Genomic DNA, 16,042 nt, shown 5'->3' with positions numbered 1-16,042 from the left:
GGTCGATGATTGGTCTGGTAATATTTCTTGTCGTAGTCTTCTTGGTAGCAGCCGGTTTTGCTTGGCTTGCCGATCAACCAGGAAGTTTGCTTGTTGTTCGCCTTGGCGGATTTGAATTTGCCGAAGAGAATTTGGCAATAATTGCAGCGATTGCTCTTGGTGTCTTGCTGGCGATTATTTTCGTTTGGATAATCTTGACCATGGTCTGGAAGACGCCTGGAAGCATTGGTAGCTTCTTTAGGAACCGCCGCCGCGAAAAAGGTTGGCAGGCTTTGGCAGAAGGTGTCATTGCCGTCGGTTCTGGCGATATTGGCATGGCCAAACGATCAGCGAAAAACTCAATTAAATATTTGCCTGAAGAGCCCGTAACCCAACTCTTGACGGCGCAAGCAGCACAAATGGAGGGCAAAACGGATAAGGCTCGTGAGGCCTTTGAAATGATGCTTGAAAAACCGGAGACCAAACTATTGGGTCTGCGTGGGCTTTATGTAGAAGCAGAAGAAACCGGTGAAACTGAAGCAGCTCGGCACTTTGTTGAAGAAGCGGTTAGTGCGCGTCCTGGCGTTGAATGGTCTGGAAAAGCACTGTTGAACATGCAGGCAACGGAAGGTGATTGGGAAGGCGCTCTGCTAACCCTTCACCAAAATGCCGATTCTAAGCTTTATACGAAAAAAGAGGCAAAGCGTTTGCGTGCTGTCTTGTTGACAGGGCATGCAGCGGAACTGGAAGAGGGTGGTGATCCACAAAAAGCGAAGGCAAAAGCTTTAGAGGCGCATCGTCTTGCCCCTGAACTTGTACCGGCTGCAGTTATTGCCGCGCGTGTATTGGCTCGTGTTGGTGATCTTCGCAAAGCAGCAAAAATTGTTGAAACATCGTGGAAACTCGATACGCATCCTGAGTTGATTGCGACCTATACACAATTGCGTTCTGGCGATAGCGGTCTTGACCGTTTGAAACGTGCTGAAAACCTCAATAATATGAAACCTAATCACCCTGAAGGTGTGATGGGTGTTGTCCGTGCCAAGATTGATGTTCAAGATTGGATTGGCGCGCGTAAAGACCTTGAAGGCCTGCTCGCCACGGAACCGACAAGAAATGCTTGCTTGTTGATGTCTGAGATTGAAGAAGGTGAATTTGGTGATCGTGGCCATGTTCGCGAATGGTTGTCGCGTGCCGTGCGTGCGCCACGTGATGCAGCATGGACTGCTGATGGATATGTGGCGGATGAGTGGGCACCTTTCTCACCTGTAACCGGTGAATTGGATGCGTTTGAATGGCGTGTTCCGGTCGAAAACCTCGATGAAGAACAAGATCTCCAATTAGAGCAAATTCCATCTGGCCCAATGGAGCTTCCTGTTCTTGAGGCAGCAAGTGGTGTGGCCATCATGAATGTTGCCAATGACGATGATGTTGTTGATGTTATCGAAGATGAGGCAAGCGAAGTTGTTGCTAATGTAGCAAATGATGAAGTTGCGCAAACCAAAGACGCTGAGGACTTAGATACCTCTGAAGCGGAAGAACCAAGCAGCGCTGAAAAATCTGATACTGATGAGGCGGATGAAACGGACGCCGAAACAGAAAAAGAAGCGGCTGACGAACCGATTATCGAGAGCGAAGAAGTGCTTGAAGAAAAGGGTGAAGCTGCGGCTGAGGACGAAGAGGCTGCTGCTTCTTCTAACGATGAAGAACAGCCAAAGAAAAAAGAAGACCCGATCAACAAGCCGCCTATTGATGATCCAGGCGCGAAAGCTGAAGCAGAGAAACCGAAAAAGCGTTTCCGTCTGTTTTAATGTTGAGCGCTAGGCAGCATAGGTTGCCAGCGCATCATCATTCAGTTCGACACCGGTGCCAATAACATTATCTGTTACCGCGTAGCCATTTTCAATTTTCAATGGCTCGCGGATCACTGGATTAAACCAATCAGCATATTCTAGCCAATGAGCAGTTGGTGTTACGCTCAATAATTGCGCGCTTAGTTCTGGCCATAAATGGCTTGAGACTTTGATATTGTTTTGCTCAGCCAATTTTGCAATGCGCATCCAGCCCGTAACACCACCGCATTTTTGTGCATCGGGCATGATGAGGCCTGTTGTGCCAAGGTCAAAAGCTGTTTGAAAATCAGAAGGCCCCCACCAGTTTTCGCCTGCTTGAAGCGGTGTGGCTGTTTCTCTTTGAAGGGCTGCGTAGTTTTTAAAATCGTGGGACAGAATTGGTTCTTCAACCCATGCAAGGCTTTCGCTTTCAAGGGCATGAAGGCGTGTGCGGGCTTCATCAATTGAAAGGCTTTGATTGTAGTCGACCATCAACTCAACATTGGGGCCGACAGCTTCACGCATGGCGCGAATAACGGCGAGGTCATCTGCGACCGTTTCATAACCAATTTTTGCTTTTACGGCTTTAAATCCGCTGGCTGCAAATTTCCCTGCGCCTTCAGCTGAACCTTTCACACCATCAAAGCCAACATTGGCATAGGGAATAACGGGTTGCGTGGCACCACCAAGCAGAGAAGAAAGCGCTTTGCCTTCAGCGCGCGCCTTGGCATCCCAAAGTGCCATGTTAAAACCCGATAGAACCATGCCCATCATGCCTTGTGTGCCAAGTAGCTTGAACCGATCATGCAGCATGTCGGTGTTGGCAGAGGGGCTTAGATCTTGACCCTCAAGCATCGGAGCTATTGTGGTGGCTAGGGTATGGACTGTGCTCAAAAAGACATCGGCATACGTGAATATGATCCCATCACCTCGCACGCCCTCATCGGTCAATACTGAGACCGTGACGATAGGACATACATTGATGATGGCCGATGACGTTTTATGCGGCTCGGCCATGGGAAGCCGAGCGGCACGAATTGTGAAGGATTTGATATTCATAAACCCAAGCAACCTTTGGTAAGCTTCAAAATTTTAGCCTAACGAAGGTTAGACGCCTTTGAAGTTTACCTCACGTTCGCGTTCCATCAAATACTTAGTCGATAGGAGTGGGATATTCGGTAGCTTGTCTTTGAAGTTACCAATTTGGCCAACCAAAATACCGAGAACGATAACACCGCCGCCGATTAGTACAGCGTTAGATGGCTCTTCGCCCAAAAGAAGGAAAGCAAAAGCAACGCCTGCGATCGGAGTGAAAGAAGAGGCTACTGATACATCGCCTGTGTTTGCAGACTTGATCCCAACAAACCAGAAGTATTGACCACCCACAACAATGACTGCGCCGTAGATGAGCATGAGCTGCCATAAGAGCGGACTGCCAAGGTCTATGAAATGTTCTAGGCCCAATAGATAGATGGTAACGCCTAGGAAGATGATCGCGCCCAGACCTGTTCTGATGACTGTGAATATGCCAAGTGGAATGTTTTTCAATCGCACCTTAGCAACGATGGTTGAGATGGCAGTGAGCACTGCAGCACCTGCTGCTTGCATCTCGCCTTTGCCGAATGAAAAACCAGTGCCGCCGCTTTCAAGGTAAAAAGTGAAAGCAACTCCAAGAAACGCAATAGCTGCGCCGATGGTAGGCCATACATCAGCCTTTTCTTTCAAAACAACCATCGACAGGATGATCAGGAAAATTGGCTCAATACGTCCGACCAAAATAGTGTTTGTTACGCTTGAATTGGTGAGCGCCAAAAACATGAGAGAAGGAACGAGTGCGCCGGTGATGATTGCTAAAATGATGAGGCTCCACCAATCACCAGAGGTCAGCTTTGCTAAGGCTTCCTTCGTCCATTGTTTGCGATAAAAAATGTACATGGTGACACAAGCAACGATGTTACCTGCGAATAAAACATTACAAAAACTAACCGGGTTGCGGCCATGAATTGGGTTTGCAGCGCCAACATCAAACAGAAGCAAGACGATTGAATTTGCTGAAGCAAAAATGAAAATTGCGATCCAGACGAAAATCAAACCCTTGCCTTTCGACACGGTGTTGTCGCCTGTTGCTTCGATTGTTGCGGTTGCCATAGTATTTCCTTAAAAATGCTCGTCAGATTCGACTGCTTACCTGTAACATAGTGTCATAGGTGATTTTAGCAATTCATCAAAATTCACAATGTTCTAATGTGGTTGTGAGTTTAAGTGAAGGTCAGGGCTAAGATTGAATTAGCTTGCCGCTATAGCGTTTCTCAGAACCTTCAATAAGGGTTGCGCCGACAAGTTTTTCATAAAACTCGATCGGGCCCACCCATCCAATGGTGGCATAGACATGCCCTTTTGCGATCATCGCATCAAGAGCTGCAAACAAAAGAGCCGCTCCTAAACCTCTGCCTCGCTGTGATTTGTCAACGCCGGTTGGGCCAAACATGCCGATGGCTGAAACGTCATAGCAAACAAAGCCTATGACCTTTCGATCTTGCATCGCGATGATTGAGCTTGTGGTTTCCGCATAGGCCCCTTTAAGAAATTCATCGGCCCAGCCGCGACTGAAGTTTTCTTCAATCCAATCACGTACCATGCTTACTTCTGCGGCCATGACGGGACGCATAGTTACGCCATCCGGCAGGCTTGGACGCTCGCTCGGTAGGTCGTAGAGTTTAACAAGTAAGTCTGGCATTACGCTCCCTTGGTGAGGTCACTCACAATGTTACCGGCAACTGAAACCTTCGCCACACTCATGCTATCGCTTTCGATGATCTCTGCAAGATCAAGAAGGGCAGCATCGATTGCTGGCTTATTGGCTTTGTACCAGCTTGCGACTGGATCCGCACCTTTGTGCTTAGTCAACACATCATGGGTGATTGCACGGTGCGCGCGGGCGAGTTGTTGTCGGCCACGCCACAAGGCAAGATTGTCATAATAGTCGGTGGTTTCAACATCGCGCGCCATGGCATCAATGCGGTTGAGGGAGAACATTTCATCCAGCGCGAAGTAAGCCTTAGCACCGCTTGCAAGCGGCTTCTTAGCTTTGTCCGCCACCATGATGATGTTTGGTACAAGATCAAGGGCTGGTAGAAGTGACATATCCTCGGCAATATCTTTCGGCACACCGCCATCAAGATAAGACTGCTTGAGTTTTAAACGGTCGGCTTCCATGTAGCTTGAGAGCATTTTGCTCAGGGTTGGGCGCAATGTTTCAATGCCATCAGCGATTGGTTTGATGGCAGCCTCAATGCCTTTTTTGAATGAACCGTTACGCAAGGCCCAGACTGTTTGGCCTACAAGAACGCGGCGAAGCATATGATAAAGATCGAGCTGCACGGCGCCAGTTATCTTATTATCAAGTGCGTCAATGCGGGCATTCAAAGCTTGGAAGCTAAAGGCATCGCGGACCAGAATGTAGGCTTTAGCAATCTCAGGTGTCGTCGCACTTGTTTGTGCTTGAACGCGCTCTAGATAAGTCGCGCCCCCACGGTTGATCATGGCGTTACAAACCTGCGTCGCGATGATTTCACGGCGTAGTTTGTGACCTGCAATTTCGCCCGCGTATTTCTTCTGCATGGCAGTTGGGAAATAGCGTGTCAGTTCTTTTTCAAGATAAGGATCATCAGGCACTTTGCTGTCGATCAAATCATCAAACAGATTGATCTTGGCATAGGCAAGCAACACACCGATTTCAGAGCGGGTAAGCGGAATTTCGTCTACACGGCGTTCTTCAAGAATGACGTCGTTGGGTAGGTCTTCCACCGCACGATCCAACAGTCCGCGTCCTTCAAGGTCTTGCATCATACGGGTTTGGTGGTGGAAGTCTTCCATACCTGCAAGCTCTGTGAGGGAGATTGCCAAACTTTGCTGATAGTTGTTTCGCAGGACTAAGTCAGCGACTTCTTCCGTCATGGATTCAAGTAAGGTGTTACGTTTTGGAAGCGTCAGCTTTTTAGCGCGGACAGCATCACCAAGTGCGATTTTAATGTTCACCTCAACGTCTGAAGAGTTCACGCCCGCTGAGTTGTCGATCGCATCTGAATTGCTGCGCCCGCCAAGTTTGTTATAGGCAATACGCGCGCGTTGGGTCATGCCAAGGTTTGCACCCTCGCCAATTACCTTAGCGCCAACTTCAGCGGCCTCAATACGAATTGGATCATTGGCGCGGTCACCGGCATCTGCGTCAGTTTCCAATGGGCCGCGAATATAGGTACCAATGCCGCCAAACCAGAATAGCTCAACCTCCATTTTCAAGATGGCACGCATCAACTCAAATGGCGTCATTGTCTTAGTCGTGACGCCAAGCATCTTTTGGATTTCTGGGCTGATGTTGATTGATTTCAAAGAGCGAGGGAAAATGCCGCCGCCTTTTGAAATAAGTTTCGTGTTGTAGTCCTGCCAAGAGCTGCGCCCCATATCAAACAGGCGCTTGCGCTCTTTGAAGGTCTTTGCTGGGTCTGGGTCTGGATCAATGAAAATATCGCGGTGGTCAAAAGCGGCTACAAGTTTTGTGGCTTTTGATAGCAACATACCATTGCCGAAAACATCACCTGACATATCGCCAACACCGGCTGCGGTGAACGGCTCTTTTTGGATGTCCTTATCCATCTCACGGAAATGGCGTTTAACCGTTTCCCATGCACCGCGCGCGGTGATGGCCATCTTCTTATGGTCATAACCAGCAGAGCCGCCCGAAGCAAAAGCGTCGTCTAGCCAGTAGTCATGATCTTGGCTGATACCGTTGGCCGTGTCGGAGAAGGTTGCTGTGCCTTTGTCCGCTGCAACAACCAAATAAGGGTCGGCTTCTTCATGACGCACAACATTTTCTGGATGCACCACTTTTGTACCGTCCAGATTGTCCGTGATCTCAAGTAAGTTTGAGATGAAAATCTTATAGGCCTCAGTTCCCTCATGGATGAATTCATCACGGCTCATGGTTGGTGTGAGTTTCTTAGGAACGAAACCGCCTTTGGAGCCAACTGGCACGATCACAGCGTTTTTGACCTGCTGCGCTTTCACAAGACCCAGCACTTCGGTTCGGAAGTCTTCTGGACGGTCTGACCAACGAAGGCCGCCCCGTGCTACTTTGCCGTAACGCAAATGCAGGCCTTCAACCCGTGGGCTTGTCATAAAGATTTCGCGGTAAGGGCGTGGTTCAGGCAAGCCTTCAATCTCGCGCGGGGCAAGCTTGAGCGAAATCTCAGGAATTGTGTCGCCGTTTGCGTCTTTCTTGAAGAAGTTGGTTCGAACCGTTCCCATGATCACAGAGCGGAACCGACGGATGATTTGATCTTCATCAAGGCTTGCAACATTTTCAAGCGCTGCATCAATCTGCTTGCTGATACTTGATTGTTTCTTGTCGCGGCCTTTGGTGTCGGGATCAAAACGCGCGTTAAACAGCGCGCTTAAGTAGGCTGCGATTTCTGCGTTTTTGTTGAGTGCCCGCCACATGTAGTCTTGGCTGTAGGTAACACCAATTTGCTGGAGGTAGCGTGATACTGTGCGCAAAACCGCAATGTCGCGCCAAGCAAGGCCCGCATTAATGGCAAGCGCGTTGTAGCCGTCATTACCTGTTTTATCATTCCAAATGGCAAGCAGCATATTGGTGAGAAGCTCTTTGCTCTCGCCTAGATCAAGGTCTGCGCCAGAGGTTGTCTCCAATGTCATGTCATGGAGATAAGTGCTTGCCTCTCCCCATGGTTCGATCTTGTAAGTCCGTTCGTTGATGACCCGAAAGCCGATGTTTTCAAGCAGTGGCACCCGTGTGGAAAGTTCAATTGGCTCTAGTTGATTGTATAATTTCAAACCAATGCGGTTTGCAGGCATATCAGGGCGGCGATAGAAATCTGCGTGAATATCGTTGCTCGATTGCAGCTCTTCAAGGACCTTAATATCGCTGAGGCAGTCTGCAGGAATGAAGGCTTCTTGGTAGGCCGCTGAAAACGCTTGGCGATATTGCGAGGCATTCTCTTTAGATCGCGAAGCTTGCAACGCTTCGATGAGGCTGTCTTCCCATGTCTGGGTGATCGCTTCAATTGCGATTTCTAAATGGTCGGCGCTGATCGCGGGTTGTTCGCCTGGATTGCGGGCAATAATGAAGTGGACCCGTGCAAGGAGACCTTCTGGGAAGCCTGGATAAAACGCGGAAACGCGGCCGTCAAAAATTTCTTCAAAATATTCGCCGATGCGAATGCGGGTATCTGTGTTGTAGCGATCACGCGGAACAAAGGTGATGACGGAGACATAGCGGTCAAATTTATCCCATCGTGGCAACACCCGCACGGTTGACCTGTTATCAAGAGCCAAAACAGCGTGAGCAAATTCATCAAGCTGCTGGAAACCCATTTGGAATAATTCATCGCGTGGATAGGCTTCAAGCACATTCCAAAGCGCTTTGCCTGAGTGGCTGTCTTCGGCAAAAGGCGCGCGTTTCATCACCGCTTCTGCTTTGTGGCGGATATACGGGATATCTGCAATTGATGTTGCGTAGACAGGCCCTGTGAACAAGCCGATTGCTCGTAATTCACCTGTGACGGATCCATCCTCGTCATAAAGCTTGATGCCGACATAATCCATATGCACTTGGCGGTGAATTTTAGACCGCACATTGGCTTTGGAGATAATTAAAGGTTCGGGGCGTGTTATGAATTCGCGGATTTCTGGAGTGATAGACACCAGTTCGTTCCCGCGTTTCAGCACATGCACCTTCGGGTCTTTCAAAATACCAAGGCCACTATTTTCAACGGGTTGAATAAACCGTTCGGCTTTTTCATCGTGGCGATATTCGCGCATGCCTAAGAAGGTGAAATGATCACTTCGCAACCATTCTAAAAACTGCACCGCTTCGGCAATTTTTTGAACTTCTAATGCAGGCGGCGACGTTTTGTATTGTTCGATCGCCTGATCAAGCCGCTTTAACATCGGGCGCCAGTCACGCACGACACCTTTCACGGATTTCAAAAGGGTGGTTAGTGATGACTTCAGTTCTTTATGTTGAGCGGCTGTCAGTTTGCCCACGTGAATGTGGATCAAGCTTTCTTGTTTTTCCGTCGGCCCTGTTGATGGCGTGCGCGCAAGGGGTGTTGATTTCAGCTTGCCAGCTTTGTCGCGTTCAACCACAAAAATTGGATGCACCAATAATTCGATGTCGTGGCCGAGGGCGCGGATTTCTGGCACAACGCTATCAATCAAAAACGGCATGTTGTCGTTTACAATATTAAGGGTTGTAACCGTGCGAGGATTGGTTTTGCTGCCAATCACATGCTCAGAAATATCGATCAGTGGCGTACCGCTTTTTCGATTTGAGAGCGCTTTGAAAGTGGCTTCGCTAAACTTCGCGATATCTTGTCCGCTATAGCGTTCAAGATCGTCATCAATGGCGAATTCGTAAGTTGTTTGAAGGAAGGTCCCGAGGGACTTGTTTTTGCGATTAAGTAATTTCGCCGCTTCATTAAGCTTTTTAGACGCGAGGGGGGCAGCTTTATCCATGATCAATTAGTTCCCGGACCGTTGCAAAATGATCGGTTAACCCGCGGGAAACGTCTGGTGCAAAATAACTGCACGGTCCGGCTCACCCTGAGGGCAATATCCAATCCTTGCGAATCACTGTGAGCCGACAATGCACACTTTGCAACCTTGCAATGAAAAAGCAGGCGACAAGTCACACTTTTGCTGACTTCTTGGTTGTTGGTTCGTTAATTGATCTACCAAGTGCGCCTTGGGCCAGTATCTATGTGATAGTGGCGCACATAAGAACTGTATCCGCCGACGCCCTTATGATTTTTCAAAAACTTGAGTACTTTACGGCGATCGGCTTTGAGGGTGAAATCGGTCGCTTCGCAGCGCAGGTGATATGATTTTTTAGCCCCGCCTTTGCGACGGTTTTCACTTTTCTCGCGCTTGGTTGATGTAACCGTTACACGGCCAAATTTACGCGACGTATGATTTAAGACGCGGCGCAGTCTGAATGGTACGCAGGACTTGGTATCAAGATAACGCACATCTTTGTCCCCGGCAAAAAACAGATTGACGACGGGGGTCTTTGCGCAGGCGCTTAGAAGAACGGCGGCTGACAGAAAAAAAGACAAAGATACAAGCTTACGGGTACGCATTTTACTGACCGGATAACGATAACACTTGGGTTCAGGGTGAGCCAAAACGGTTAAAATTCGAATGATTTTGTTAATCTTTGTTCAGATTTTGGTTTTGTTGCTTAATCAATCCTTAATATCGTTTTTTGGCTCAGCGTTCACTCATAGTCTAATGGACTTGAAGTCTTGCTGTGCTTAAGGTGCGCCCAGATTTTTGTGGCCACATTGCTGGTCGCAGCTGATCGTCAACGGGAGGAATATATGTCTGACGTGAAAGTTTATGCAGTAGATCAGGCAACTGCAGATAGCGCGCACATTAATAAAGCGCGATATGATGAGATGTATGCGCAAAGCGTGAACGACTCTGAAGGGTTTTGGGCTGAGCACGGTAAACGTGTTGATTGGATCAAGCCTTTTACCAAGGTCAAAAACACCACATTTGAGTATCCAGATGTTTCAATCAAATGGTTTGAAGATGGCCTGCTCAATGTATCGGCCAACTGTATTGACCGTCATTTGGCAACACGCGGTGATCAAACGGCCATCATTTGGGAAGGCGATGAGCCAACAGATGATGCGCATATCACGTATAATCAGCTTCATGAAAAAGTTTGCCGTCTTTCAAATGCAATGAAAGACGCCGGCGTTAAAAAGGGTGACCGCGTTACTCTTTATATGCCGATGATCCCTGAAGCAGCATATGCAATGCTTGCTTGTACTCGTATCGGTGCTGTGCACTCCATCGTGTTCGGTGGCTTCTCACCAGACGCGCTTGCAGGCCGCATTGTTGATTGTGAATCAACCTTTGTGATCACAGCCGACGAAGGTCTTCGCGGTGGACGCGGTATTCCATTGAAAGCCAATACGGATGCGGCGATTGATATTGCTGCTAAAGGTGGCGTCAATGTTGAAAAAGTAATCGTGGTCAAGCGCACCGGTGGTGATATCGGTTGGGTAGATGGTCGTGATGTTTGGTATGGGGATGTTTGCGATGCAGCCTCTCCTGATTGCCCACCAGAAGCTATGAACGCGGAAGATCCACTTTTCATTCTTTACACGTCTGGCTCAACTGGTCAGCCAAAAGGTGTGCTTCACACAACAGGCGGCTATCTCGTTTGGGCAGCAATGACCCATGAGTACGTCTTCGATTATAAAGACGGTGACGTTTACTGGTGTACGGCGGATGTGGGCTGGGTAACTGGCCACTCTTACATCGTTTATGGTCCGCTTGCGAATGGCGCGACGACAGTGATGTTTGAGGGCGTACCGAACTATCCAGATAATTCTCGTTTCTGGCAGGTTTGCGATAAGCACCAAGTCAATCAATTCTACACAGCTCCAACGGCAATTCGCGCGTTGATGCAAGGTGGCGACGATCCGGTGAAATCAACATCGCGTTCATCACTTCGCATTTTGGGTACAGTCGGTGAGCCGATCAACCCAGAGGCTTGGAATTGGTATCATAGTGTTGTTGGCGAAGGGCGTTGCCCGATTGTTGACACTTGGTGGCAGACAGAAACGGGTGGTCATATGATCACGCCGCTTCCAGGTGCGACCGCATTGAAACCAGGTTCTGCAACATTGCCATTCTTCGGTGTTCAGCCGCAGCTTGTTGATAATGATGGCAACCCGCTTGAAGGCGCAACAGACGGCAATCTTTGCATTACTGATTCATGGCCGGGCCAAATGCGCTCGGTTTATGGTGACCATGAGCGTTTCGTTCAGACCTATTTCTCAACCTATAAAGGCAAGTACTTTACAGGTGACGGCTGTCGTCGTGACGAGGATGGTTATTACTGGATCACAGGCCGTGTGGATGACGTGATCAATGTATCGGGTCACCGTATGGGCACAGCAGAAGTTGAAAGTGCTTTAGGTTCGCATGATGCTGTTTCTGAAAGCGCTGTGGTTGGTTTCCCGCATGATATTAAAGGACAGGGCATTTATTGTTATGTCACTTTGATGGCTGGCGTTGAAGCAACAGATGAGCTCAAGAAAGTATTGCGCACCCATGTTCGCAATGAAATTGGGCCAATTGCTTCACCTGATGCAATTCAATTTGCACCAGGCCTGCCGAAAACCCGCTCTGGTAAAATTATGCGCCGGATCCTTCGCAAGATTGCGGAAGATGATTTCTCAAGCCTTGGTGATACATCAACCTTGGCAGATCCGTCTGTGGTGGATGATTTGATTGAGAACCGTCAAAACCGTTCAAACAGCTAATCTTATTAGCGTACTTTGAATTGTCGTAAATAAAACCCGCTTTTCAGCATCACTGAAAAGCGGGTTTTTTTGTCTATAAATTTATTTACTGAGTGAGGAGGATGCGTCTTGTTTGTGTCGCGATAGTCGCAAAGACACTTTCCAATGCCGTTCCATCCGCACTGGCTTCAAAGTAATAAGTTTGGTTGCCGTTATCTGGCGTTGCGCAATTTTGAAGCATTTCTCTAGCGTTACCATCATCCACTTCAAAAGCGATGGTGTAGATTTCAACATCCAATTGTTTGGCGAGTTCGCATATCCGAAGGGTACGGATATTCAAGGCATTTCTTGCTTGATTATTGTTGCCTACATTTAACGTTTGTTCTGTGTCACCGTACGGACTCCATGTGAGCGGCGCTGTGTTTGAGCCGATGCCATTCGCACCATCTGTCAGCAAGATAATGACTTTTCTAGCCTCATTATCATCAAATGCGGCAGGTTGGACGGCACTACCAGCCCAATCACTTGCCCAATCTGGGTCAAGCATCCGCAATGCCCAAACCATACCAATGCTGCTGTCTGTGTGCGCCGTTTCATCATCAAATGGGCCAACCCCTCCTACATCAGGGTTCACGGCCCTTAATACGTCGATTGCAGATGAGATTTGATTAGCATCTTCGGTCAAGTAAGTTGTTTCATAAGTGATACAGCCGACATTGGGATTGCGAAATTCATTGGACCTTGGTTGCTGCGCGAAAACAACACCAAAAGGCTGCCAATCGTTGCCGGAATTGCGTGCTTGACCCGCTGCCCATCTAGGCGGGTGGTAAAAAGCCCTGAAATCACGATTTCCAACGGGCAGATCTAAAACATCCAAATTGGCGGGGAGATCTGTGCGCTCTGTTATGCTCGGATTGAAATCACTGATATTGTCGCTCGTTGAAAATGGAATTGTTGCATCAGTGTCGCGGGCCATCATACAACCACGCCAGCTCAAGCCTGAATAATCGTCCGACTCAATAGGCTCAGGAAAGTTGATATCGAAAACATTATCTTCAAGAAACTGCCTGCGGCTGGCCAAATCTAGGCTATTTTGCGGAACATCAAAACCATGCTCAGCGAAATCGTGTTGTGCAATTGCATCAATGATCACATCTCGATCGGTGTTTTCATTGAATTGCAAATTGCTTGGGCTTGAAGGGTCCGTGATATTAAAGTTTATGGCTGAAGAATTGAATCCTCTCGTCCAATTTGTAGCATTTTCAATGCCAACATTTACGAATGACTGCCAAGGGACTAGGCCAACAAGAATTTCGTCGCGATCAACGAAATTGCCGTCTTCATCTGTTTGATAAACATTGTTTTTGAATGCATCCAACGCTTGTACTAAAGCTTGTTGTTTAGAGCCGCGCATTGAATCTGATTGATCGACAGCCAAGATAAATTCGACGCGTGAAAGGGATCCTTGCGCTGAGGCAAGTGCATTTACCGGAATGAATTCTCTGCCTAAAATGCTAGTCAGCAAGGTCTTTATTTGAGAAGTTGCTGTTACTGTTATCAGGCCATTAGTTTGGTTAAAGGTAAACCCTACCTCACCATTGTTGATCCCATTTTCGGCGCTATAATTCAAATTGAAGACTTGAAGCGCCGCGTTTTCTGCGCCGCCTGGGTCCGTTGCAATTGTTGTAGCGCCCGCAATCGCTGCTGCATCTAAAGACTTTTGCAATGTCGCTTTTTCATTCAGAGCGCGCATATGATCGATGCCTACGCCGGCACTAAAGACGACAGCGACAACTGCCAACCCCGTAAGCATGGCGATGTTTCCTGTTTCATCATTCCAAAAACGTCTTATATGGCCTTGAAGAGTGCGGAAGGTTTTCATGGTATCGCCCGTTTTGTTTGCGGTGAGCCTAGAATGGTTAAGTTTTAGAAACTACCTTCTGAATTAGCTCAAACTTAGTTGAGGTCTAATTATAATTTCTGCAAGTTTACAAATACATAATTGCAAGTAAATGTGATTTAATGCTGTAAAATAAGATGGCTGTTAGCGCTTTTGTTATGGCGTTTGAGATAGAGCGGCAAAGCGTTCTAGATGATGATCACTGTCACCAAACAGATGATCAATCATAATGATCCGCTTAGCAAAATGGGGCAGGGCATATTCCCATGTCATGCCAATGCCGCCATGCATTTGAATGCTTTCTTCAGCAACCAATTTTCCCACGCGACCTGTTAGGTTCTTAACCGCAGAAATTGCTTTGTCGCGGGCTGCTTTATCGTCCTCAAAACTACCGGCTGCGTTGATGAGCGAAGAGCGCATTTGTTGCAGTTCGATCATCATCTCAGACATGCGATGTTGAAGCGCTTGAAACATGCCGATGGGTTGGCCAAATTGGGTTCTGGTCGTTAAATATTCACCCGTCATGCGGGTTGCGGTTTCCATCGCACCCAAAGCCTCAGCGGATACGGCAAGAATGGCCCGCGCATAAGCGGTTTCCAAAATGGCGAATGTGCTTGGTGATGATGAGAGGAGGGCATCGGTTTTCAGTTTAACATTGGAAAACGATATTTCAGCCGCGCGAGAACCGTCCATTGTTGGATAGGGGCGGATGATAACGCCCACCTGATTTGCATCTACGAGAAAAAGTGCGATGCCGTCTTGTGAGAATGTTTCACCAGATATGCGGGCGCTGACAATAAGCTTATTTGCTTCACCGCCATTGAGCACGACGGCTTTCGCGCCATTCAAGACAAAGCCGTCTCCGGCTTCTGTGGCCGTTGTTGCCACATGGTCAAGATCGTAATGGGCATTGGCTTCACCGTGGGCAAGCGAGACGAGCTCTTCACCTGCAATCATACTTTCAATCAGTGGGTCGTGGTCGTCTAATTGAGCCAGAACAGAGCCTGCCAATAGTGTGCTAAGAAATGGTTCGACTACGCCTGCGCGGCCTAATTCTTCAAACACCACAGTAATGTCAAACCCAGCGCCGCCAAAGCCGCCTTTGTCTTCTGAAAACAACGCGCCAATGATACCCATTTCTGCAAGCTCTTGCCATTTTTGGGGCGAATAACCATCGTCGCTCTCGGCAATTTTCATGCGGGTTTCAAAGGTATAGTTGTCGTTTAAATAGCGGCCTAAAGATTCCGCGAGCATGCGGCGTTCTTCTGTGTGATTAAAATCCATGCCTAACGCCCCAAGCTTAGTTTTGCGATGATTGATTTTTGCACTTCATTGGAGCCGCCATAAATCGAGGTTTTGCGGTTGTTGAAATATTGCTTGGTAACGGGGGCAGCATAATCAGGGCCAATTGGCGGCTCATTATAACCCTCTTCCAAGGCTTCTGAGATAAACGGCAAGGCGTAAGGGCCGAGGGCTTGGCGGGTGAGCGCGTTGAGGTTTTGGCGAAGCACGGTGCCTTTTACCTTCAACATCGAGCTTTCCAACCCACCAGCAGCGCCCCCTGTAGCGTCAGCCAACACGCGCAAATTTGTCGTGCGCATGGCATCAAGGTCAATCTCAGCTTCTGCAATGCGGGCAGAAAAGAGCGGGTCTTCAATCAATGGTTTGCCACGCTTTGTCTGTTGCCGCGCGATGGATTTTAAATTCTCTAATCCAGCCGTTGCAAAGCCCACACCTGCAATACCCGTCCGCTCATGGGTGAGCAGATATTTGGCGTAGGTCCATCCCTTATTCTCTTCGCCAACAAGATTGCCAACTGGCACTTTCACATTGTCGAAGAAGACCTCATTTACTTCGTGCTCCCCTTCAAGCAGCACGATAGGGCGCACGCTAATGCCTTCGCTTTTCATGTCGATCAGAAGGAAGGAAATGCCTTCTTGCTTTTTGCCTTCACTGGATGTGCGCACAAGGCAAAAAATCCAGTCGGCATATTG

Annotated in this window: 10 protein-coding genes; 2 read left to right on the top strand and 8 right to left on the bottom strand. The window is 48.3% G+C overall.

Going from position 1 to position 16,042, the window contains the following annotated elements:
- The first annotated feature begins 5 nt into the window (after window positions 1-5).
- The gene (locus tag ABJO30_09125) at window positions 6-1,790 is read left to right on the top strand and encodes a heme biosynthesis HemY N-terminal domain-containing protein (protein MEP3232976.1); all 1,785 of its coding nucleotides are present in this window, start codon (window positions 6-8) and stop codon (window positions 1,788-1,790) included.
- A 9-nt stretch (window positions 1,791-1,799) separates the two neighbouring features.
- On the opposite strand, the gene ABJO30_09120 is transcribed toward ABJO30_09125, so the two are convergent.
- From ABJO30_09120 to ABJO30_09100, 5 genes are all read right to left on the bottom strand, one after another.
- Window positions 1,800-2,870 (bottom strand): enolase C-terminal domain-like protein, encoded by a 1,071-nt coding sequence (locus ABJO30_09120; protein ID MEP3232975.1) that lies wholly within the window; start codon window positions 2,868-2,870, stop codon window positions 1,800-1,802.
- Window positions 2,871-2,918: 48 nt separating this feature from the next.
- The gene (locus ABJO30_09115) at window positions 2,919-3,959 is read right to left on the bottom strand and encodes a DMT family transporter (protein MEP3232974.1); all 1,041 of its coding nucleotides are present in this window, start codon (window positions 3,957-3,959) and stop codon (window positions 2,919-2,921) included.
- 127 nt (window positions 3,960-4,086) lie between these two features.
- Complete coding sequence (locus ABJO30_09110) at window positions 4,087-4,548, bottom strand: GNAT family N-acetyltransferase (GenBank protein MEP3232973.1); 462 nt, start codon at window positions 4,546-4,548, stop codon at window positions 4,087-4,089.
- Window positions 4,548-9,344 (bottom strand): NAD-glutamate dehydrogenase, encoded by a 4,797-nt coding sequence (locus tag ABJO30_09105; protein ID MEP3232972.1) that lies wholly within the window; start codon window positions 9,342-9,344, stop codon window positions 4,548-4,550. Before ABJO30_09105 ends, ABJO30_09110 begins: the two co-directional genes overlap by 1 nt.
- A 215-nt stretch (window positions 9,345-9,559) precedes the next feature.
- On the bottom strand, window positions 9,560-9,967 hold the full coding sequence (locus ABJO30_09100) for a D-Ala-D-Ala carboxypeptidase family metallohydrolase (GenBank protein ID MEP3232971.1): 408 nt from the start codon (window positions 9,965-9,967) through the stop codon (window positions 9,560-9,562).
- 240 nt (window positions 9,968-10,207) lie between these two features.
- On the opposite strand from ABJO30_09100, the gene acs reads away from it, so the two are divergent.
- Complete coding sequence (gene acs / locus ABJO30_09095; protein MEP3232970.1) at window positions 10,208-12,169, top strand: acetate--CoA ligase; 1,962 nt, start codon at window positions 10,208-10,210, stop codon at window positions 12,167-12,169.
- A gap of 85 nt (window positions 12,170-12,254) precedes the next feature.
- Here the strand turns inward: acs and ABJO30_09090 are convergent, their stop codons facing one another.
- From ABJO30_09090 to ABJO30_09080, 3 genes are all read right to left on the bottom strand, one after another.
- Window positions 12,255-14,030: a pilus assembly protein TadG-related protein gene (locus tag ABJO30_09090; GenBank protein MEP3232969.1), complete on the bottom strand. Its 1,776-nt coding sequence runs from the start codon at window positions 14,028-14,030 to the stop codon at window positions 12,255-12,257.
- A 174-nt stretch (window positions 14,031-14,204) separates the two neighbouring features.
- The gene (locus ABJO30_09085) at window positions 14,205-15,332 is read right to left on the bottom strand and encodes an acyl-CoA dehydrogenase (protein MEP3232968.1); all 1,128 of its coding nucleotides are present in this window, start codon (window positions 15,330-15,332) and stop codon (window positions 14,205-14,207) included.
- Window positions 15,333-15,334: 2 nt separating this feature from the next.
- Window positions 15,335-16,042, bottom strand: a 708-nt coding sequence (locus ABJO30_09080) for an acyl-CoA dehydrogenase family protein (GenBank protein ID MEP3232967.1), incomplete at its 5' end; no start/stop codon positions are given.

It is taken from the genome of Hyphomicrobiales bacterium (assembly GCA_039973685.1).
GTDB lineage: Bacteria > Pseudomonadota > Alphaproteobacteria > Rhizobiales > JACESI01 > JACESI01.
The sequence above is the reverse complement of the archived record's forward strand: the minus strand, read 5'-3'. Positions and strand labels throughout refer to the sequence as shown.

What these genes read in the sequence shown, in the direction of transcription:
- ABJO30_09105 (MEP3232972.1), bottom strand. Translation starts at nt 9,344, where the DNA reads ATGGATAAAGCTGCCCCCCTCGCGTCTAAAAAGCTTAATGAAGCGGCG.
- ABJO30_09085 (MEP3232968.1), bottom strand. Translation starts at nt 15,332, where the DNA reads ATGGATTTTAATCACACAGAAGAACGCCGCATGCTCGCGGAATCTTTA.
- ABJO30_09110 (MEP3232973.1), bottom strand. Translation starts at nt 4,548, where the DNA reads ATGCCAGACTTACTTGTTAAACTCTACGACCTACCGAGCGAGCGTCCA.
- ABJO30_09125 (MEP3232976.1), top strand. Translation starts at nt 6, where the DNA reads ATGATTGGTCTGGTAATATTTCTTGTCGTAGTCTTCTTGGTAGCAGCC.
- ABJO30_09090 (MEP3232969.1), bottom strand. Translation starts at nt 14,030, where the DNA reads ATGAAAACCTTCCGCACTCTTCAAGGCCATATAAGACGTTTTTGGAAT.
- acs (MEP3232970.1), top strand. Translation starts at nt 10,208, where the DNA reads ATGTCTGACGTGAAAGTTTATGCAGTAGATCAGGCAACTGCAGATAGC.
- ABJO30_09115 (MEP3232974.1), bottom strand. Translation starts at nt 3,959, where the DNA reads ATGGCAACCGCAACAATCGAAGCAACAGGCGACAACACCGTGTCGAAA.
- ABJO30_09120 (MEP3232975.1), bottom strand. Translation starts at nt 2,870, where the DNA reads ATGAATATCAAATCCTTCACAATTCGTGCCGCTCGGCTTCCCATGGCC.
- ABJO30_09100 (MEP3232971.1), bottom strand. Translation starts at nt 9,967, where the DNA reads ATGCGTACCCGTAAGCTTGTATCTTTGTCTTTTTTTCTGTCAGCCGCC.